This window comes from Arthrobacter sp. E70, from assembly GCF_058266945.1.
The window spans coordinates 306,565-326,094 of sequence record NZ_JBYQFR010000004.1 but is presented as its reverse complement, the minus strand read 5'-3'; the positions used below and the strand labels follow the sequence as shown (position 1 = coordinate 326,094).

Here is a 19,530-nt window from a genome sequence, read left to right as displayed (position 1 = left end):
AGAATTAGATTGCTCGCTTCCTTAGCCGCCGGCGCTCACGCTCGGAAAGGCCACCCCAAATACCGAACCGCTCATCGTTGGCCAGGGCGTACTCGAGGCACTGGGACCTAACGTTGCAGGCACCGCATACCTTCTTGGCGTCGCGGGTGGAGCCGCCCTTTTCCGGGAAAAAGGCCTCCGGGTCGGTCTGGGCGCACAGGGCATCCGTTTGCCAGCCCAGTTCGCCCTCGTCGTCGAAATCCTGCTGGAGGGGCAGGCCGATCCATACCGGCTGGGCCGGTCCACTGGCAGGCAATTCCATGGGCGGGTCGAGGTCGTCCTCAAGGTCCCCGCCGCCTTCCAGGAGTGCCTCATGCGCTGCCAGGAACGCAGTGGCCTGATCCTCCAGGACGCTGCTGGAGTTCCTGTTGTAGCGCTCTGCCGCATCAGGATCCGCGGGGTCCACATACCAATCGCTTGGCACCCCCCGGGCACGGTATTTCGCCGTTGCCTGACCGGCTACGACGGCATCTTCCTGGATACGCTCTGCTTGCCCCATGGCGACCCTCCTGATGTTGCAGCCCTTGCCTGGATACGTGGACACTCGGTTTGTGTGCCGGTATTTACGCAATTGCTTTAGTTACCTAATTACACGTGTGTAACTAGGGCGAGTCAAGCCGTGGCCGGGATAATAATCAGTGGAACCTGGGAACATCCGGCACGCCACGCCCGGGAATTTTTGAGACCAGGCGCAGGCATGGAGCCCAGCCAGGGGCAACCGGGGACTTTTACCCCGAAAAAACGCTCAATAGCGGGAAAATACCCGCTCCGCCAGAAAATAGCAAGCACGCTTAGCATCGGATGTGATAAGAATCACTTCGCCTTCGCTCCGTCCCCGGCAGGCATGCGGACCGCAGTGACGTCCCACGGTGCCAATGGCAGGATGGAGCCATGACGACTATCCCCGCCACCGACCTGACGGCACTCCTGCGCTCGGGCAATTCCACCGCACCGCGCCTCACCTGGTACGGCCCCGACTCGGAGCGCGTGGAGCTTTCCGGCCGGGTGCTGGACAACTGGGTGGCGAAGACCAGCAACCTGCTGCAGGACGAGCTCGACGCCGAGCCAGGCATGCGGCTCCGGCTGGGCCTTCCGGCCCACTGGAAATCCATGGTGTGGGCGCTGGCCGGCTGGCAGCTTGGACTCGAACTGATACTTGACGACGCCCCGGCGGATTTCCTGGCCACGGATGAACCGGCCCAGGTTAAGGAACAGTACGGCGCCGTCATCGCCGTGGCGCTGCCCGCACTCGCCATGAGGTGGACCGGGGACCTTCCGCACGGCTGCATCGACTACGCAGCAGAGGTACGTTCGCACGGCGACGTGTTCATGCCGCACGGCGATCCTGATCCGGAAGCCTGTGCACTGGTGACCCACGACGGGCGCAGGATTACGCACGCAGATCTACTCAGCGGCTTTGCCCTCCCCCACGAGGAGGGGGTCCGGCTGCATGTCTCCGCGGAGCGGGGGCTCGAGTCAGCGCTGTCCGATGCCCTCGGGGTGTGGCACCAAGGGGGCTCCGTAGTACTGACGCACCCTGACGTGCCGCTCACGGACAGACTGCTGGCCGACGAGCGCATCCACGGCAGCTAAGCGCTCCCGGCTGCAGCCGGGCACCCCGCCCCTGGGCTTAGGCCTGCGGCCTTCGGTCGGCGGTCGGCTGGCGCTCGGCGGCCGCATGTTCCTTATGCGGGTGCGCTTCGATGAGTTCGTGGTCGTGGGAGAACTCCGGTTCCTGGTCCAGTTCCTGGTTGAAGACAAGGAAGCGGTAAGCAAAGAAGCGGACCACGGTAGCCACGAGGATGCCGGCCACGCCGGCCAGGAACAGCAGGTTCTTGTTATCGATCCCGAGCCCGTACTTGGCCAATGCCGTGAAGCCGGTCGAAATACCGATGCCGATGCCATTGATAAGTACGAACATCGCAAATTCGCGGAGGATGTTGGCCTGCCGCCGGTGCCGGAAGGTCCAGAAGCGGTTGGCAATCCAGGAAAAGACTGTGGCGACGGTGGCGCCCACAAAACGGGCTTTGGCCTCGCTGTCGGACATGGGGCCATGCATGAGGTAGTACGTCAGACCGTTGTCGATGACGAATGCCACACCGCCTACGGCGCCGAATTTTGCCACTTCGCGCCAGAAGAGTGAGGCAAGCCCCCGAATACGATCTGCAAGTGTGCTAAACATGACCCTCCATGGCCGTGACGAACTGTGGGCCACTTGGCCAAAGACCCATTTTAGCTCCCAAACCTTGGGGCTTCCCCGGCGACCGCAGTTGGCGGGCGCGGCAATACGGGAAATGTCTCCCCCGACAGAGCCCAAAAGCGGGATACCCTTGCCGACTTCGGTAGGCTGGCACATGTGACTTTTCCAGTGATAGGTGTAGTTGGCGGCGGCCAGCTCGCGCGCATGATGGCCCCGGCCGCGACAGCCCTCGGTTTTGAACTCCGCGTTTTGGCAGAGGGCCACGACGTCTCCGCGGTTTCCGCTGTACCGGAGACCCCGGTGGGTGACTACAAGGACCTGCAGACCCTCCTGGACTTCGCCCAGGGCCTGGATGTGCTGACGTTCGACCATGAGCACGTGCCGACGGAGCACCTGCGCGCCCTCCGGGAGGCGGGCGTCAACGTCCAGCCCGGACCCGAAGCCCTTGAGCACGCGCAGGACAAGCTGGTCATGCGTGCGGCTGTGGACCGGCTGGAGTTGCCCAATCCCGCCTGGGCTTCGGTCGACGATGTCCCGGCCCTGGTCCGCTTCGGCGAGGAGACTGGGTGGCCGGTGGTGCTGAAGATGCCGCGCGGCGGTTACGACGGCAAGGGCGTCCGCATCATCTCCTCCGCGGAGGAGGCGGAAGGCGCCGCGGATTGGTTTGCCGCGATGAGCCCACTGCTGGCCGAGGCAAAGGTGGAATTCACCCGCGAGCTTTCAGCGCTGGTTGCCCGGACGCCGGACGGCGAAGCCCGGGCGTGGCCGGTGGTCCACACCGTCCAGGTGGACGGAGTCTGCGACGAGGTCATCGCGCCGGCCCTGGACATCCCGGTGGAAGTGGCCGCAGCTGCAGAAGACGCCGCCCTGCGCATCGCCGCCGAACTGGACGTCACCGGCGTCCTGGCCGTGGAACTCTTCGAGACGCCCGGCACGGGGGCCGGCTTCCTGATCAACGAACTGGCAATGCGCCCCCACAACACAGGCCACTGGACCCAGGACGGCTCCATCACCAGCCAGTTCGAGCAGCACCTTCGCGCGGTCCTTAATCTGCCCCTGGGCGCCACCGATGCGCTCGCGCCCGTGACGGTCATGAAGAACTTCCTGGGCGGCGGGAACCAGGACCTGTATGCCGCCTTCCCCTTGGCCCTGGCCAGCGAACCGGCCGCCAAGGTCCACTGCTACGGCAAGTCCGTTCGTCCCGGCCGCAAAATCGGCCACGTCAACCTGGTGGGAAGTTCGACGGCGGATGTCGACTCAGTGCGCCGGCGGGCGGCTGCGGTGGCAGCCATCATCCGGGACGGACGCCCCGGGACAGAGGAACCGCCCGTAATTTTCGAGGAGAACGCATGAGCGCCGAAGCCGCCCCCGCAACCAGTCCCCTGGTCGGCCTGGTGATGGGTTCCGACTCCGATTGGCCCGTCATGGAGGCTGCGGCGGACGCCCTGGCCGAATTTGGAATCCCGTTCGAGGCGGACGTGGTCTCGGCCCACCGGATGCCCACAGAGATGATCCGGTATGGCCAGACGGCGCACGAGCGCGGCTTGCGGGTGATCATCGCGGGTGCCGGCGGTGCCGCGCACCTGCCGGGCATGCTGGCCAGCGTGACGCCGCTCCCGGTCATCGGGGTTCCGGTGCCATTGAAGACCCTGGACGGCATGGACTCCCTCCTTTCCATTGTCCAAATGCCTGCCGGAGTTCCAGTGGCAACCGTGTCCATCGCAGGGGCCCGCAACGCAGGTCTCCTGGCCGTGCGCATGCTTGCCTCCGGCACGGATGAGCTCGCCGCTTCGCTGCGTGCGGATCTCCTGGACTTCGCCGCCGACCTGAATGCCGTGGCCAGCCGCAAGGGCGCCAACCTCCGGCAGAAAGTGAGCGAGGTCTTCGCCGAAGGCCCGGGCACCCTCCGGGGCAGCCGTTAGGGCGGCGGGCATGGCCAGCAGCAACGTGCCGCAGACCGGGCCGGGAGCGCTCCTGACGGACCCCGTACGGTATCCGGCCAGCGCCTCCCCCAAGGTCCGAACCAAACGCGCGTTCGTGCTGGTCCTGCTGACGCTCCTGGTCCCCGGCAGCGCCCAGCTGGTGGCCGGCGACCGCAGGCTGGGCCGGATCGCACTGCGCGTGACGCTCTGCGCCTGGGTGGCCCTTCTCCTGGCACTGGTCCTGCTGCTGCTTAACCGCACCCTGCTCATCAGCATCATCACCAACCCTGTCACGTCGCTGCTCGTGGTGCTGCTCCTGGCGGCCCTCGCTGTGGGCTGGACGGTCCTGTTCGTGAACACCCTCCGCCTGATCCGCCCCGTCCTGCTGGCACCGTCGGCGCGGCCCGCCGTCGGCATAGCCCTGGTGTTGGCGCTGGTCCTGGGCAGCGGCTCCCTGGGTTACGCGGCCTACTTGCTGAACGTGGGCCGGAACGCGATTGGCAGCATCTTCTCGTCGGGCCCCGCCATCGAACCGGTGGAGGGACGCTACAACTTCCTGATGATCGGTGGTGACGCCGGTGACGACCGCACCGGGCGCCGCCCGGACAGCCTTTCCGTGTTGAGCGTGGACGCCAAGACCGGCCAGACAGCCATTATCTCCATCCCCCGGAACTTCCAGAACGCCCAGTTCAGCGCTGATTCGCCCATGCGCAAGATCTACCCCGACGGGTATGACTGCGGAGACGAGTGCCTCATCAACGCCATAAACACAGAGGTCACCAACGAACACGCCGACCTCTACCCCGGCGTTGCCGATCCCGGCGCACAGGCCACCCTTGAGGCCGTGTCCGGAACGCTGGGCATGGACATCCAGGCCTACGTCCTGGTCGACATGGATGGCTTTTCCAAGCTCATCGACGCCATGGGCGGTATCCGGATCAAGGCCGGCGGCTGGGTCCCGATCAGCGGCGAGACCATCGATGAGGTCAACGGCATCCACGGTATGCCCCTGGGCTGGATCCCTGCCGGCGACAACACGCTGGACGGCTACCACGCCCTCTGGTACGGCCGCTCCCGGGAATTCGTGGATGATTACGCGCGGATTGCCCGCCAGCAGTGCGTCCAGCAGGCCATGCTCAAGCAGCTTGACCCCGCCACTTTGCTGGCCAAGTTCGAAGACATCGCAGATGCCGGAACCAAGGTGGTGGATTCCAACATCTCCTCCTCACAGCTGGGCAGCTTCCTTGACCTGGCCATGAAGGCAAAGGGCAAGGAGGCCAAACGGCTCACCCTTGGGCCGCCGGACTTCGATCCGACGTTCTCCACGAACCCTGATTTCGACGAGATCCACGCACGCGTTGACCAGCTGCTGGCCTCCGCCTCCGGGCCGCAGGCTTCCGGCCCGGCTTCCGGGGTGCAGGACGACGCCATCGTGGCGCCGGCGGCGGGTGCGGGACACCTGCAGGCGGCCGGCCGCGCCCCCGCGCTCCTCCCCCGGCCCTACACGGGAGGCCTTGCGCAGGAGTCACCGGCGCCGTCGGACTTCACGCCCGTGACCACCACCCCCGACGGCGAGCCCATCACCGAGGAGATGCTCAACGAGCTCAAGCGCGAGGGCAACGAGCAGGCCATCCGCGACCTCGTGGCCACCAACGGGCAGTGCGCCGCACTGTAACAGCACCCATGACAAGCTAGGGAAACGGAACCATCCTTGTACGAGATTGAGAACGTCCTCCGGAACTACGCCTGGGGTTCGACGACGGCGATCGCCTCGCTGCTTGGCCGGCCCGAATCGGGACAACCGGAGGCGGAGCTTTGGATCGGGGCGCATCCCGATTCGCCCTCGGTGGCGCAAGTGCCGGAGGACGGGACGCACAGGCCGCTCGACGCCCTGATCGCATCCGACCCGGAACACTTCCTGGGAGCCGAATCAGTGGCCGCTTTTGGCCCCCGGCTGCCCTTCCTGGCCAAGATCCTGGCCGCCGCCCAGCCGCTTTCCCTCCAGGTCCACCCCAGCCTGGAGCAGGCCAGGGCCGGTTTCGCACGTGAAAACGAAGCGGGGGTGGATCCCCACGCCGCGAACCGGAATTACCGGGATGACAACCACAAGCCCGAGATGATCTTCGCCCTGACGCCCTTCGAGGCACTGTGCGGGTTCCGGTCGGCGGCTGAGACCCGGAAGATCCTGGTGCATGTTGCGGAGGCACTCACCGGGGGCGGCCAGTCCCCGGCGCTCATCCAGGCCCTCCTTGACGATCTCTCCGCCGAGGACGAGGGCGAGGGCCTGCACCGGGCCTTTGAACGGCTGATCACCGGCGGCCAAGCCGTGGCGGAGGAAACCGCGCTCGTGGTCGCCGCCCTGCTCTCAGGGGCGCCGCTGGCTCCGTATGAAACCGAGCTGCGGACCGTCATCAGCCTCAACGAGAAGTACCCTGGCGACCCCGGGGTCCTGATCTCGCTGCTGCTGAACAGGATCTCCCTGCAGCCGGGAGAGGCGGTCTACCTGCCGGCAGGGAATGTGCACGCCTACCTTCACGGTTTGGGCGTGGAGGTCATGGCGTCATCGGACAATGTCCTGCGAGGCGGCCTGACACCGAAGTTTGTCGATGTTCCCGAGCTCCTGCGCACCATCGACTTCCACCCCGTGGCCGTGCCGATGGTCAGTGCTGAAAGGACCGTCATGGACCAGGAGCTGTTCCGTCCGCCGTTCGGGGAGTTCCAGCTGCAGCGCATCGAGCTGGGCCCGGAGGCCGGCCCCGTTCCGCTGGCCCAGGCCGGTCCGGCGGTAGTCATCGTGCTCGATGGTGCCGTTTACCTTGACTCCCCCAAGGGCGACCTGGAGCTCGCACGCGGCGGCAGCGCCTTTGTGGCGGCGGCGGAAGCGCCGGTCAACGTGCACCGGGTGGCCGGCAGCACGGGACCGGCCCTCGCCTTCGCGGTGACCACCGGGCTTTAGCCCGGCTTAGCCGCGCCGCAGCAGGGCAGTGGCGCGCCCTGCCGCGCCTTTGGCGAGCCGGCGGGCCGTCTGCAGCCCCTTCCGGGCCAGCGGCATGGCCTGCGCGTATGCGGGGTAGAACGGCGACAGCGGCTTCTCCCACGTCCCCAGCAGCATGTCTTCGTGCTTGGCGAACTGCTTCTTGAAGTCGGAAATGCCGTCGTTCAGCAGGCCGTTGAAGTCGTAGCGGCGGCAGCCGTCCTCCCGCATCGACTGCAGTGCCGCCCACTTCACGCCGTAGTTCACGCGCTGTTTCTGCCCTTCGGAGGACACCCCGCCGTACAGCTCGAAGGCGGTTGAGGCGCTGCGGGAGAGCCAGGTGAACGCCAGCATCTGCTCGCCGTCGAACGCTGCAATGATCGGGGATGCGTCCCCCAGGTTCCGGAAGATGTCGCGGTAGTACTGGTCTTCGTGGATGCCGAAGCCGGCCCGTTCCGCCGTTTCATGATAAATGGCCAGCACCTGCGCCAGTTCGGAGTCGTTTTTGACCTTGCGGAATTCCACGTCGCTGCGCATCGCCTTTCGGATGTTGGCGCGGGTGGATTTTGACATCTCTGCCATCAGCTCGTCATCGGACCGGGTGAGGTCAAGGATGAGCGTGCGGGGAATGAGCACCGTGTTGGTCGTCTCCCGGAAGCCCGCGGCGGCGACGGCCCCGGCAAAGGCAGACCCGCGGTCCCAATCGGGTTCGATGCTCAGGGCGACACCGTGGTGGCGGGATGCGGCGTATTCGGCCAGGCGGTTGAGCACCACCTGGGCGTTCTCCACCGTACACATCGGACCACGGGGAACGTAGACCAGCGCCTTGAACGGGAACGGAAGCCGGCGGACCAGGAGCTGGGCGCAGCCAATGGTCTCATCGCCGGCCTGGACGAGCACGCGGTCTACGGACCAGCCGTGTGCCTCCTTGGTCTCACCCCATCCCCACAGCTGTTGCGGATGCCCCTGGAACCGGTCGACGTTTTCGTCCCAACGGGCGCGGTCAGTACAGGGCACAACAGCAGGAATCATGGCTTAAACCCTATACCAAGCCCTTAACGCCAAAGCCCCCGGTGCGCACCAGGCGCACCGGGGGCTGCCGCAACCAGCGGGAGCTGTGGCTAGTTCTTGCGGGCGTAGCCTTCCCACTTGCTGGCCTGGTGCTCGCCCTCAACAAAGCGGATGGTCCCGGACTTGGAACGCATCACGATGGACTGGGTCAGGACCTTGTCCTTGGAGTACCGGACACCCTTGAGCAGGTCGCCGTCCGTGATGCCGGTGGCCGCGAAGTAGCAGTTGTCGCTGGAGACGAGGTCGTTGGTGGAGAGCACCCGCTCCAGGTCGTGGCCGGCGTCGATTGCTTTCTGCTTCTCTTCGTCGCTGGTGGGCCAGAGGCGGCCCTGGATCACGCCGCCGAGGGACTTGATGGCGCAGGCCGCCACGATGCCTTCAGGGGTGCCGCCGATGCCCATCAGGGCGTCCACACCGGTACCTGAACGTGCTGCGGCAATGGCACCGGCGACGTCGCCGTCCATGATGAACTTGGTGCGTGCACCGGCTTCCCGGATCTCCTCCACCAGCGGGCGGTGGCGGTCACGGTCCAGGATCATGACATTGAGCTGGTTCACCTTCACGCCCTTGGCCTTGGCGATCAGGTGCAGGTTCTGCTTGACAGGCAGGCGCAGGTCCACCATGTCAGCTGCTTCGGGTCCGGTGACGAGCTTTTCCATGTAGAACACCGCGGAGGGGTCGAACATGGAGCCGCGCTCGGCAACAGCCAGCACTGCAAGCGCGTTGTTGATGCCCAGGGCGGTCAGCCGGGTTCCGTCGATGGGGTCGACGGCGACGTCCACCTCCGGGCCGGTGCCGTCGCCGACGCGTTCGCCGTTGAACAGCATGGGCGCTTCGTCCTTCTCGCCTTCACCGATGACCACGACGCCGTTGAAGTGGACGGTCTGCAGGAAGGAGCGCATGGCGTCCACGGCGGCGCCGTCGGCCTTGTTCTTGTCACCGAAACCGACCCAGTGTCCGCCGGCGATGGCCGCGGCCTCGGTGACGCGGACCAGTTCCAAGGCAAGGTTGCGGTCGGGCTCATCAATGCCGACGGCGAGCGACGGGGAAAGCGTGGAGTACTTCTGGGTCATGGACGCTGGTGACACGTGAACCTCTTCTTCGAGTGGCGATCATTGAACCCGCCAGCCGGGAGCTGAGCGGTGATTCCTCTGTTACCGATCATAGTCGCGGCGCCGCGGCGCGGGGCGGTGCATGACGCGCCCGCGCAATGTGCGCACTGCAGCCCGCCGGCGCGGGATCCGGCCGAATGGAAGTCATGGTCCCCGATGGGGGACTATGGAGGGGTGAATGACATGCAGGAAACCACCAGCCCGAACACCGGCCAGCCAGGGCCGGAAGGGCGATCCCGTTCCGCCGGCAGCAGGGCGGATGCGCCGGTAAAGCCTGTCATTCCGGCCGCAGCGGCCAAGCGTGCCAACGCTTCCGTGATCGGCATGATCATTGCCCTGGTCCTCAGCATCGCCGCCTTCCTGCCGGTCGTCCTGATGAATCCCCAGCCCAAGAGCGAGGGCTACCGGCCGGACATCGACGTCGCCGCTGTCGCCCGGAACGCCGCGGATGTGGCAGGATTCACACCCGTTGCCCCGGATACCGGCAACGCGTTCCGGGCAAACTACGCCCGCTGGGAGGCCGGGACAGGCAGCGGGGTGGCCGCCTGGGAGGTTGGGTACCTGACGCCCAAGGGCTCCTTCATCGGCCTGGTCCAGACCAAGAGCGCCAACCCCACCTGGTTGCTGCAGCAGACAAAGAACGCGCCCGTCACAGGTTCCCGGAACGCGGGCGGGCAGGAGTGGGAGCTGCGGGACACCGGCAAGGGTGAAAAGTCGCTGGTGCTCGCCTACCGGGGCACCACCGTCATCCTCTCGGGCGCCGCACAACTGGACGAATTCGCCACCCTGGCGGACGCCGTCGTGAAGTCCATCGACAGCGGCCCCACCGTCACAGTTTCCCCTTCGGCCAGCGCCACGCCGTAAGGTAAGGGCCGTGACGACTTATCTGACTCCTGCACTGGCCTGGCGCCGTTTGCGCGAAGGCAACGAACGTTTTGTCAACGGCGAATCCTCCCACCCGAACCAGAACGCCTCCCGGCGGTCGTCGCTGGTAGAGACGCAGAACCCTTTCGCCGTCATCTTCGGCTGCTCCGATTCCCGGCTCGCGGCCGAGATCATTTTCGACGTCGGCCTGGGCGACGTCTTCGTGGTCCGCACCGCCGGCCAGGTCATTGACGACGCCGTCCTGGGCTCCCTGGAGTACAGCGTCGGAGTACTGAACGTACCGTTGATCGTCATCCTCGGGCACGACAGCTGCGGCGCCGTCACGGCCACCAAGGACGCTGTGGAGACAGGCGAGATGCCGGCGGGCTTCATCCGGGACCTCGTGGAGCGCATTACTCCCTCCGTGCTGACGTCCCTGCGCAACGACCAGCCCGAGGTCAACGACATGGTGGTGGAGCACGTCAAGCAGACGTCACAGCGCCTTGCGGACAGCTCCCGTGTGATTTCGGACGCAATCGAGGGCGGCCGCACCGCCGTCGTTGGACTTTCCTACCGGCTGGCAGAAGGCCGCGCGGACCTGGTTTACGGAATCGGCGAGCTCTAGGAGCCACCTGCCGGCGGTCCAGCGGACCGCCGGCAGCCCCCACTTAACGGTTTTCGATGCGGCGCCCCTCCGCCATAAGCTAGCCCCATGACTTCCACTGAAGAGTTCCGCATTGAACATGACACGATGGGCGAAGTCCGCGTCCCCGTGAACGCACTGTACCGCGCGCAGACGCAGCGGGCAGTGGAGAACTTCCCCATCTCCGGCAAGACGCTGGAGCGCACCCACATCGAGGCCCTGGCCCGGGTCAAGAAGGCCGCTGCCCAGGCCAACGCAGAACTGGGCGTGCTCGACGGCGAGCTGGCCAAGGCGATCGCAGACGCAGCCGACGAGGTGGCCGCCGGCAAGTACGACGGCGACTTCCCGATCGATGTGTTCCAGACCGGCTCCGGCACGTCCTCGAACATGAACACCAATGAGGTCCTGGCCGAACTGGCCACCCGTGCGCTCAAGGCCGCCGGCAGCGACAAGGTGGTCCACCCCAACGACCACGTCAACGCCTCGCAGTCCTCCAACGACGTGTTCCCCACGTCCGTGCACGTTGCGGCCACCTCCGCACTGATCAACGACCTCATTCCCGCCTTGGGCTACCTGGCCGAATCGCTGGAGCGCAAAGCCGTCGAGTTCAAGGACGTCGTCAAGTCCGGCCGCACCCACCTCATGGACGCCACCCCGGTGACCCTGGGCCAGGAGTTCGGCGGCTACGCAGCCCAGGTCCGTTACGGCATCGAGCGCATCAACGCCTCGCTCCCCCGCGTTGCGGAGGTCCCGCTGGGCGGCACCGCCGTGGGCACCGGCATCAACACCCCTGCCGGCTTCCCCGAGCGCGTCATCGAGCTGCTGGCCACGGACACCGGACTGCCGCTGACCGAGGCCCGCGACCACTTCGAGGCCCAGGCAAACCGTGACGGCCTGATCGAGGCCTCCAGCCAGCTGCGCAACATCGCCATCTCGTTCATGAAGATCAACAACGACCTTCGCTGGATGGGTTCGGGCCCCAACACGGGCCTCGGCGAAATCGCCATCCCGGACCTGCAGCCCGGCTCCTCCATCATGCCCGGCAAGGTCAACCCGGTCATCTGCGAAGCCTCCATCATGGTCGCCGCCCAGGTCATCGGCAACGACACGGCCATCGCCTGGTCCGGCACCAACGGCGCCTTCGAGCTCAACGTGGGCATCCCGGTCATGGCCGCCAACCTGCTCGAGTCCATCCGCCTGCTGGCCAACACCAGCCGCGTGATGGCGGACAAGATGATCGACGGCATCACGGCCAACGTGGAACGCGCCCGCTTCCTGGCCGAGGCTTCGCCGTCCATCGTGACCCCGCTGAACAAATACATTGGCTACGAGAACGCCGCCAAGATCGCCAAGACCGCCGTCAAGGAGGGCCTGACCATCCGCCAGGCCACCGAAAAGCTCGGCTTCGTCGGCGAAGGCGACGGCAAGGTCTCGGAGGCCGACCTCGACAAGGCACTGGACGTCACCACCATGACGTCCCCGGCCCACAAGGCCTGAGCCCCATCGCACTAACCGCTTAGCGTCCGACGGCGGCCGGTACCTTTCGCACGGAAGGTACCGGCCGCCGTCGTACTTAAGCTCGGATGGCGGCCGCTGAGCTGCAGTTTCTGCCCCGCCCTTGCATTTGGGTACTACAGTGGATGCATGGCTCCCAGCCGCCATCCGCTTGACGACCTGCGCGAAACCATCGGCCACCTTGCCGATCAGCTCAAGCTGCCCGGATCGGAGCGGGTCGATGACCTGGTCGGCGATTTCATCGGTGCCAGGCCCGGACCGGCCCGGCCGCTGTCCGAGGTCCAGGCCGAGCTCGACGCCCTGGTCGGGCTGGAGACCGTGAAGGAACAGGTGCGGGCCCTCGTCGCACTGCTCCAGGTCCAGGCCCGCCGTAAGGCGCACGGCCTGCCGGAGGTGGCCACGTCACAGCATCTGGTGTTCCTCGGCAACCCGGGCACTGGCAAGACCACCGTGGCGAGGCTCCTGGCCGAGATGTACCGCGCGGTCGGCCTGCTGCAGAAAGGCCACCTGGTCGAGGTCGACCGTTCAGGCCTGGTGGGACAGTACGTCGGTCAAACCGCCATCAAGACCGACCGGGTGATCCGGCGTGCCCTGGACGGTGTCCTGTTCATCGACGAGGCCTACGCGCTGGCTCCCGAGGACGGCCGGATGGACTTCGGCCCCGAGGCGATCGAGGTCCTGCTCAAGCGGATGGAGGACCACCGCCATCGCCTGGTGGTGATCGTGGCTGGTTACCCGCAGCTGATGGAGTCCTTCCTGCTCTCGAACCCCGGGCTGCGCTCACGGTTCGCCCGCGAGATCACGTTCCCCGACTACTCCGTCGACGCGCTCCAGACGATCTTCCACCAGATGCTGGCCCAGCACGAGTACACCCTGGAGCCGGGTGCGGACCAGATGCTGCGCCGCATCTTCACCGGGCTCCACGCGGGCGAGGACTCCGGCAACGCACGGTTTGCGCGCACACTGTTCGAGCAGGCGCTGAACCGCCAGGCGTTGCGGCTCTCGCTCGACGAGGAACAAAGCCTCGACGCGCTCGACCGTGAGGCCGTGATGACGCTTACCGCGGACGATATCGTCGAGGCCGCGCTCGCCCTGGGCGAAGAGCCGGAACCGGAACCGACGCCGGAACCGGAGCAGCCGCGCTGGTGGCGCTGGCTGCAGGTTTGACCGGATCCGCGGCGGGGAGAAGTTCAGTTCCGGCGCCCTGTCCGGTTCGAGCTGGCCGGCTTATGGCTCGAAGTGCACGTTTCCTGACGGCGCCAGCGCCTGGCGGATGCTGGTGAGGTGCCCGGGCATCAGGTCGGGGAGTTCGTCGAGGCCAAACCAGCCAACCGCCAGGGATTCATCGTCATTGACCCTGGCTTCGCCGGCCACGTAACGGCACAAAAACACCACGTCCAGGAACTCGCAGACATCACCGTTGGGGTAGGTCACAGGGCCTACTGCGCCCACTGACACCACGCGTTCGGCTTCCGCTATAACCGCCGTTTCCTCGAAGATCTCCCGCACCAGGCCGCGGGCAGGCTGCTCCCCCGGGTCCAGCATGCCGCTGATGAGTGCCCATTGCCGGTTGTCTGCCCGCTGGGCCAGCAGGATCCTGCCGGTATCGTCGATCACCACGCCCCGGACGCCGGGAACCCAGAGGGGGTCATTGCCAATCTTCTTGCGAAGCTTCAGGACATATTCGGGTGCAGGCATACCGCCAGCCTACCGAAGGCAAAAACCTTTCAGGCCGGCAGCAGCATGGCGGCGGCCGTTCCAGCAAGCATGAACGGACCGAACGGGATGGATGATTTCAGTGTTCCCCGCCGGGCCCCAAGGAGCGCCAGGGACCACAATCCGCCCAGCAGGAAGGCAAGGAAGGTCCCCGCGAACAGGTGGCCCCACCCGAGGTAGCCAAGGTACAGGCCCAGCACTCCGGCGAGCTTGACGTCGCCGAAACCCATTCCCGCGGGATAAACAAAGCGCAGGATGAAGTAAAAGAGCCACAGGGTCCCCGCTCCGGCCAGGACGCGGAGCGCCGGAACGGCCAGGAATCCGGCCGTGCTGTCCACTGTTGCCTGGGCGGGGCTAGCCCACGCAACGGCGGCGGCCGCCAGCAAAAGGACTCCTGCCACTGCATAGGAGGGAAAGACAATCCGGTTGGGCAGCAGGTGGTGCCGGACGTCGATGATGGTGAGCCGGACCGCCATCACGGCAAAGTAGAGGCAGGCCGCCAGCACCAGCCAGAAGGCAGGCGGACTGTACTGCCAGAGCTCACCCAATCGTCCAATCACCCCTCGGATGCTACTGGATCCGGCCATTCCCGCCGTATCACGCCCGCGTAAAATGTGGATATGTCGACCTGGGACGCCCGTCACGGGGCGCAAGCCGAGACCGCCGCCCCCGCGGACCTCGCAACCATGTTCCGGAACCTGTGCCGGTCCTCGCCTTGGAGATGGCAGTCGCTGCGCTTCGAATACTGGGACCAGCCCTTTGACGGGGCGCCGGATCCCGCCGCTCCCTTTGTCCGGGCCTGGCTGCGCCGCCCGGGGGCGCTGCGGCTGGAAAGCCCCGACGGGCAGATCCTTTACAGCACAACGGGCATCAACGATTCCCGGGACATTTTCTACGTCAGCGCCACCCGGAAGTCCTGGCTCCTGCCCCCGCACCTGGTGACCCCCGTGTACGACGACGCCGGGCTGGTGCGGCGGCGGCCAGAGGCAGCCTACGGCGAGCCCGGCTTCGGCAACGGGCGTTTCTCGGCTGCGCTCGACCCCGTGGAGCTCGCCGGCAACGCCCCAGTGCCCCTCGAGTTTCCCGGGAGCAATGCCCTGGACATACTCCAGGTCCGGTTCGCCGAGCACGAGGGCCGGCGGGTCCTCGAGGCTGAGGCGGCTGCCAATCCCGCCTACCATCCCGGCGACCCTGCTGCTCCGCTCTGTCTTGCCGGCCGGTCGCGGCTTCGCCTGGACGTCGGCACGGGGGTTTGCGTGTCCAGCCAGTCGCTCGAGCCGGAAACGGCGGAACACGGGCACTGGTTGCGCATCATCGCCGTGGATGAATACATGCTGGACGACCTGTTCCTGGCGGAATCCATGAACCTCACCGACGTCCGCAGGCACATCACCTGGGACATTCCCGCTTGAGTACATCACCCGTTGACACGGCCCGACCAGCGCTGATCGGCTAGGCTTCGCGGATGACTACGCTGAGCTCCGTCTGGCCCTTGTTCGATCTAAGGCTGGCTACCCCGCGCCTGGAGCTCAGGCCCATCACTGACCTGGACATTCCTGCGGCTGTGGACGCCGCCCGCAGCGGCATCCATGAAAACGGCAGGAACCCCTTCAGCACGCCCTGGACCGGGTTGCCGGAGGATGAGCTGGGACCGAACATGGCCCGCTGGTACTGGCGCTGCCGGGCCGGATGCACGCCCGAATCCTGGACCTTGTTGCTGGGGATTTGGCATGATGCCGAATTTGTCGGCTGCCAGGACGTCGGTGCCAAGGACTTCGCGTCCCTCAGGACAGTCACTACCGGCTCCTGGCTCAGGCAGTCCGTCCAGGGCCGCGGCCTGGGCAAGGAGATGCGTGCCGCCGTCGCGCTCTGGGCCTTCGATTGGCTGGGCGCCGAGGTTGCCGAGTCGGAAGCAGCCGACTGGAACGCAGCCTCCCTTGGCGTCTCCCGGTCACTCGGCTATGAGCTGAACGGCACCTCCCGCAAAATGTGGGGCACCGAAGTCCAAACAGTGCAGCACGTCCGCCTCACCCCGGAAAGGTTCAACCGCCCGGACTGGACACTCGAGGTCCAAGGCCACGAAGCGGCGGCGCGGTTCCTGCACATAAGGTAGGGCCGTGGCCCGGCGAGCCCGGCCACGGCCCCTTTCGCAGGTGACCTACCCTTCGAGGAGTTCCGTCACCAAGGCTGCGATCGGCGAGCGCTCCGAACGGGTCAGGGTGATGTGGCCGAAGAGCGGGTGACCTTTCAGGGTTTCGACGACGGCGGCGATTCCGTCGTGCCGGCCGACGCGGAGGTTGTCGCGCTGGGCGACGTCGTGGGTGAGCACGATCTTGGAGTTCTGGCCGATGCGGCTCATGACGGTGAGCAGGACGTTCTTTTCCAGGGACTGGGCCTCATCGACGATGACGAAGGCGTCGTGGAGGGAGCGTCCGCGGATGTGGGTGAGGGGCATGACCTCGAGCATGCCGCGGTCCATGACCTCTTCCACCACTTCCTGGCTGACCAGGGCGCCCAGGGTGTCAAACACCGCCTGCGCCCAGGGGTTCATCTTCTCCGACTCGGATCCCGGCAGGTAGCCCAGTTCCTGCCCGCCAACGGCGAACAGGGGCCGGAAGACAATCACTTTGCGGTGCTCACGGCGTTCCAGCACAGCTTCCAGGCCTGCGCAGAGGGCGAGCGCGGACTTTCCGGTGCCGGCCCGGCCGCCGATGGAGACGATGCCGACGGAGGGATCCATCAGCATGTCGATCGCCAGCCGCTGCTCGGCAGACCTGCCGTGCAGGCCGAACACGTCACGGTCGCCTTTGACCAGGCGTACCTGCTTGTCCGCCCCCACGCGGCCCAGGGCCGAGCCCCGGTTGGAGAGCAGGACAAGGCCGGTGTTGACGGGCAGTTCAGCGGCGGCCGGAATGAAGACGGGCTCGTGGCCGTACAGGGTGGAGATTTCCTGTTCGTTGGCTTCGAGCTCGGCCACTCCGGTCCAGCCGGAGTCCTTGACCAGTTCGTTGCGGTACTCATCCGCCGTCAGGCCCATGGCGGATGCCTTGACCCGCATCGGCAGGTCCTTGGAGACCACCGTGACATTCCTGCCCTCGTTGGCGAGGTTCTTTGCGACGGCGAGGATCCGGCTGTCGTTGTCCCCGCTGCGGAACCCCAGGGGCAGCACTTCCGCGGAGATGTGGTTGAGCTCCACGGTGAGCGTCCCGCCCTCGTCGCCGATGGGAATGGGCTCGTTCAGGCCGCCGTGCTTGACCCGGAGGTCGTCAAGGAGCCGCAGGGCCTTGCGGGCAAAGTACCCCAGCTCGGGGTCGTGGCGTTTGGCTTCGAGTTCGGTGATGACCACTACGGGGACGATGACTTCGTGTTCCGCGAACCGGAGCAGCGCGCGCGGGTCGGACAGGAGGACGGAGGTGTCGATCACGAACGTGTGGATGAGGGTTTCCCTTCCGGAGACGGCAAAACCGGCCTCAGCATCAATTGCTGAACCGGTTTGTGTAGTGGCTCGCGCGGCGCGAGAGGTAGCTTTTCCTGCCTGGTCGGAAAGGACCTCGTGCAGTTTTTCAGAAGTAGCCACATCGACTCCAGCCCCGGGCCCAGCCCGGCTTTGTTATTGGTGAGGCGGCTCGGCCACGAGGCCGGGTCCGGCCTCCCATACAACCGGTGCGATGTTTCGCTCCATGTACTGGCCTCCCCGATCAGCCGGCGGTTTTGCCTGCTGATGGATATAACCTAAATCCACTCCAGGTAATTTCCGCAATCATTGCCCGGCGATTCCTGTTACGGCGGCGTGAAATTGCGGTGAACCGCCGACGTCAGGCGCCGAAGCGCCGCTGCCGGCCGGCGTAGTCCCGGAGGGCGCGGAGGAAATCCACTTTGCGGAAGGCCGGCCACAGGGCCTCGCAGAAGTAGAACTCGCTGTAGGCGCTCTGCCACATGAGGAATCCGGACAGCCGCTGCTCCCCGGACGTCCGGATCACCAGGTCCGGGTCAGGCTGGCCCCGGGTGTAGAGGAAGCGCGAGATGTCATCGACGCAGAGGTCGTCGGCAAGTTTGGAGATATCCATGCCCTTGGCGACGGCGTCGTGCAGCAGTTCACGGACGGCGTCGACGATCTCCCTGCGGCCGCCGTACCCTACGGCGACGTTGACGTGCAGCTTTTCCCGCACTGGGGTCCTGGCCGTCAGCTTGGTGAGCCGCTCGGCGAGGTAGTCGGGCAGCAGTTCGGGCGCACCCATGGCGTGCACGGAGATATTTGCGTCCTCGTCCAGCCGGTCAAGGGTGTTGGCGATGATGCCCATCAGGAGGTCCAGCTCCTCGCTGGAGCGGTTCATGTTGTCCGTGGACAGCATGTAGAGCGTGACCACCTTGACGCCCAACTCCTGGCACCAGCCGAGGAACTCGTGGATCTTGTCAGCCCCCGCCTGGTGACCCTGGCTGGTGGGGGCGTTGAACTGCTTGGCCCAGCGCCGGTTGCCGTCAACCATGACGCCGATGTGCCGGGGAATCCGGTCCCGGGGGAGATCCTTGAGCAGACGGCGTTCGTAATAGCCGTAGAGGAACCCGGGCAACTCCACGCGTCCACTCACCTGACTTTCCTGCCGAACGTACTTGCACATCCTAGGCTACCGCCCGCCGCGGGCCGGTACTTCCCGCAATGCCAGGGGATGGCGTCCGCGCGTGCTACTCGCGAGTAACTTACTGGGCCGTAAGTTATTCTGGATTTATGAACAGCCACTCTCCGAAGGCTCCGCTGACACCCCAGCCGGAGGACAGGAACAGTGCCGGGACAGGTCCCGGGCCAAGCGCGGTTGATGACGCCGCCGTCAGGCTTGCCGAACTGCTGATGATCAAGCCCAAGTGGCGGGGCTGGATCCATACCGTCACGGCGCCACTGGCCCTCGTGGCAGGCATCGTGCTGGTCGCCCTTGCCCCGACGACGGACCGTAAGATCACCTCTGCGGTTTACGCTGCCACCGGTGTCCTGCTGTTCGGCGTCAGCGCCGTCTATCACCGCGGCAACTGGTCTCCAGGGGTGAAGCTGGTCCTGAAACGGCTGGACCACACCAACATCATGCTGGTCATCGCCGGCAGCTACACGCCGCTGGCGTGGACCCTCCTGGAGCGTCCGCAGGCTGTCCTGCTGCTGTGGGTCATCTGGACCGGGGCCATCCTGGGCGTCCTGTTCCGGCTCCTGTGGACGGACGCTCCGCGGTGGCTCTACGTGCCCATCTACATTGCCCTGGGCTGTGCCGCACTGTTCTACCTGCCGCAGTTCTTCCAGGCCAGCATCCCGGCAGCGGTGCTGATTTGCGTGGGCGGCGTCCTGTACATCACGGGGGCCGTCTTTTACGCCCTCAAGAAGCCCAACTTCAGCTACCACCACTTCGGCTTCCACGAGCTGTTCCACGCGTTGACCGTCTTGGCGTTCGCGGCGCATTTCACGGCGATCGCCATCGCGGTCCTGCGCTGAC

20 protein-coding genes are annotated in these 19,530 nt (G+C 66.0%); 12 read left to right on the top strand and 8 right to left on the bottom strand.

Annotated elements, in window-relative coordinates; translation table 11 throughout:
* Window positions 1-4: 4 nt before the first annotated feature.
* Window positions 5-538 carry a WhiB family transcriptional regulator gene (locus AC3IMC_RS07160; protein ID WP_490917694.1) on the bottom strand — a complete coding sequence of 178 codons (534 nt, stop codon included), beginning with the start codon at window positions 536-538 and terminating at the stop codon, window positions 5-7.
* Window positions 539-930: 392 nt separating this feature from the next.
* On the opposite strand from AC3IMC_RS07160, the gene AC3IMC_RS07155 reads away from it, so the two are divergent.
* A complete protein-coding gene (locus AC3IMC_RS07155; protein ID WP_490917693.1) occupies window positions 931-1,632 on the top strand; it encodes a TIGR03089 family protein in 702 nt (233 codons plus the stop codon).
* 37 nt (window positions 1,633-1,669) lie between these two features.
* Here the strand turns inward: AC3IMC_RS07155 and AC3IMC_RS07150 are convergent, their stop codons facing one another.
* Complete coding sequence (locus AC3IMC_RS07150) at window positions 1,670-2,221, bottom strand: GtrA family protein (RefSeq protein WP_490917692.1); 552 nt, start codon at window positions 2,219-2,221, stop codon at window positions 1,670-1,672.
* A gap of 174 nt (window positions 2,222-2,395) precedes the next feature.
* On the opposite strand from AC3IMC_RS07150, the gene AC3IMC_RS07145 reads away from it, so the two are divergent.
* From AC3IMC_RS07145 to manA, 4 genes are read left to right on the top strand one after another with little or no spacing between them, the layout of a single operon-like run.
* A complete protein-coding gene (locus AC3IMC_RS07145; RefSeq protein ID WP_490917691.1) occupies window positions 2,396-3,592 on the top strand; it encodes a 5-(carboxyamino)imidazole ribonucleotide synthase in 1,197 nt (398 codons plus the stop codon).
* Complete coding sequence (gene purE / locus AC3IMC_RS07140) at window positions 3,589-4,161, top strand: 5-(carboxyamino)imidazole ribonucleotide mutase (protein ID WP_490917690.1); 573 nt, start codon at window positions 3,589-3,591, stop codon at window positions 4,159-4,161. The genes AC3IMC_RS07145 and purE overlap by 4 nt, the downstream gene beginning before the upstream one ends.
* A 10-nt stretch (window positions 4,162-4,171) precedes the next feature.
* On the top strand, window positions 4,172-5,836 hold the full coding sequence (locus AC3IMC_RS07135) for an LCP family protein (RefSeq protein ID WP_490917689.1): 1,665 nt from the start codon (window positions 4,172-4,174) through the stop codon (window positions 5,834-5,836).
* Between the two features lie 36 nt (window positions 5,837-5,872).
* Window positions 5,873-7,117, top strand: a complete 1,245-nt coding sequence (gene manA / locus AC3IMC_RS07130; RefSeq protein WP_490917688.1) for a mannose-6-phosphate isomerase, class I — start codon at window positions 5,873-5,875, stop codon at window positions 7,115-7,117.
* Window positions 7,118-7,123: 6 nt separating this feature from the next.
* Here manA and AC3IMC_RS07125 read toward each other — a convergent pair whose 3' ends face one another.
* Together AC3IMC_RS07125 and glpX are read right to left on the bottom strand one after the other, a co-directional pair.
* Window positions 7,124-8,167, bottom strand: a complete 1,044-nt coding sequence (locus AC3IMC_RS07125; protein ID WP_490917687.1) for a lipid II:glycine glycyltransferase FemX — start codon at window positions 8,165-8,167, stop codon at window positions 7,124-7,126.
* 89 nt (window positions 8,168-8,256) lie between these two features.
* Window positions 8,257-9,279: a class II fructose-bisphosphatase gene (gene glpX / locus AC3IMC_RS07120; protein ID WP_221384065.1), complete on the bottom strand. Its 1,023-nt coding sequence runs from the start codon at window positions 9,277-9,279 to the stop codon at window positions 8,257-8,259.
* Window positions 9,280-9,501: 222 nt separating this feature from the next.
* Here glpX and AC3IMC_RS07115 point away from each other — a divergent pair, with 222 nt between their 5' ends.
* The 4 genes from AC3IMC_RS07115 to AC3IMC_RS07100 all read left to right on the top strand — a co-directional run bounded on the left by AC3IMC_RS07115 (window position 9,502) and on the right by AC3IMC_RS07100 (window position 13,507).
* Window positions 9,502-10,182, top strand: a complete 681-nt coding sequence (locus AC3IMC_RS07115; RefSeq protein ID WP_490917716.1) for a DUF4245 domain-containing protein — start codon at window positions 9,502-9,504, stop codon at window positions 10,180-10,182.
* A 10-nt stretch (window positions 10,183-10,192) separates the two neighbouring features.
* Window positions 10,193-10,807 carry a carbonic anhydrase gene (locus tag AC3IMC_RS07110; protein ID WP_221383980.1) on the top strand — a complete coding sequence of 205 codons (615 nt, stop codon included), beginning with the start codon at window positions 10,193-10,195 and terminating at the stop codon, window positions 10,805-10,807.
* 87 nt (window positions 10,808-10,894) lie between these two features.
* Window positions 10,895-12,322: a class II fumarate hydratase gene (locus AC3IMC_RS07105; protein ID WP_308931630.1), complete on the top strand. Its 1,428-nt coding sequence runs from the start codon at window positions 10,895-10,897 to the stop codon at window positions 12,320-12,322.
* 147 nt (window positions 12,323-12,469) lie between these two features.
* On the top strand, window positions 12,470-13,507 hold the full coding sequence (locus AC3IMC_RS07100) for an AAA family ATPase (RefSeq protein ID WP_490917686.1): 1,038 nt from the start codon (window positions 12,470-12,472) through the stop codon (window positions 13,505-13,507).
* Between the two features lie 60 nt (window positions 13,508-13,567).
* Here AC3IMC_RS07100 and AC3IMC_RS07095 read toward each other — a convergent pair whose 3' ends face one another.
* Window positions 13,568-14,038, bottom strand: a complete 471-nt coding sequence (locus AC3IMC_RS07095; RefSeq protein ID WP_490917685.1) for an NUDIX hydrolase — start codon at window positions 14,036-14,038, stop codon at window positions 13,568-13,570.
* Between the two features lie 29 nt (window positions 14,039-14,067).
* A complete protein-coding gene (locus AC3IMC_RS07090) occupies window positions 14,068-14,616 on the bottom strand; it encodes a prepilin peptidase (protein WP_490917684.1) in 549 nt (182 codons plus the stop codon).
* 60 nt (window positions 14,617-14,676) lie between these two features.
* Between AC3IMC_RS07090 and AC3IMC_RS07085 the strand changes: the two genes are divergently transcribed.
* On the top strand, window positions 14,677-15,468 hold the full coding sequence (locus AC3IMC_RS07085) for a hypothetical protein (protein WP_490917683.1): 792 nt from the start codon (window positions 14,677-14,679) through the stop codon (window positions 15,466-15,468).
* A 53-nt stretch (window positions 15,469-15,521) separates the two neighbouring features.
* Window positions 15,522-16,169 carry a GNAT family N-acetyltransferase gene (locus tag AC3IMC_RS07080; protein WP_490917682.1) on the top strand — a complete coding sequence of 216 codons (648 nt, stop codon included), beginning with the start codon at window positions 15,522-15,524 and terminating at the stop codon, window positions 16,167-16,169.
* 45 nt (window positions 16,170-16,214) lie between these two features.
* Here the strand turns inward: AC3IMC_RS07080 and phoH2 are convergent, their stop codons facing one another.
* Both phoH2 and AC3IMC_RS07070 read right to left on the bottom strand, forming a co-directional pair.
* Complete coding sequence (gene phoH2 / locus AC3IMC_RS07075) at window positions 16,215-17,633, bottom strand: RNA 5'-3' helicase PhoH2 (RefSeq protein ID WP_490917681.1); 1,419 nt, start codon at window positions 17,631-17,633, stop codon at window positions 16,215-16,217.
* 238 nt (window positions 17,634-17,871) lie between these two features.
* Window positions 17,872-18,633, bottom strand: a complete 762-nt coding sequence (locus tag AC3IMC_RS07070) for an isoprenyl transferase (RefSeq protein WP_454481612.1) — start codon at window positions 18,631-18,633, stop codon at window positions 17,872-17,874.
* Window positions 18,634-18,782: 149 nt separating this feature from the next.
* Here AC3IMC_RS07070 and trhA point away from each other — a divergent pair, with 149 nt between their 5' ends.
* Window positions 18,783-19,529 carry a PAQR family membrane homeostasis protein TrhA gene (trhA, locus tag AC3IMC_RS07065; RefSeq protein WP_490917680.1) on the top strand — a complete coding sequence of 249 codons (747 nt, stop codon included), beginning with the start codon at window positions 18,783-18,785 and terminating at the stop codon, window positions 19,527-19,529.
* Window position 19,530: the final 1 nt, after the last annotated feature.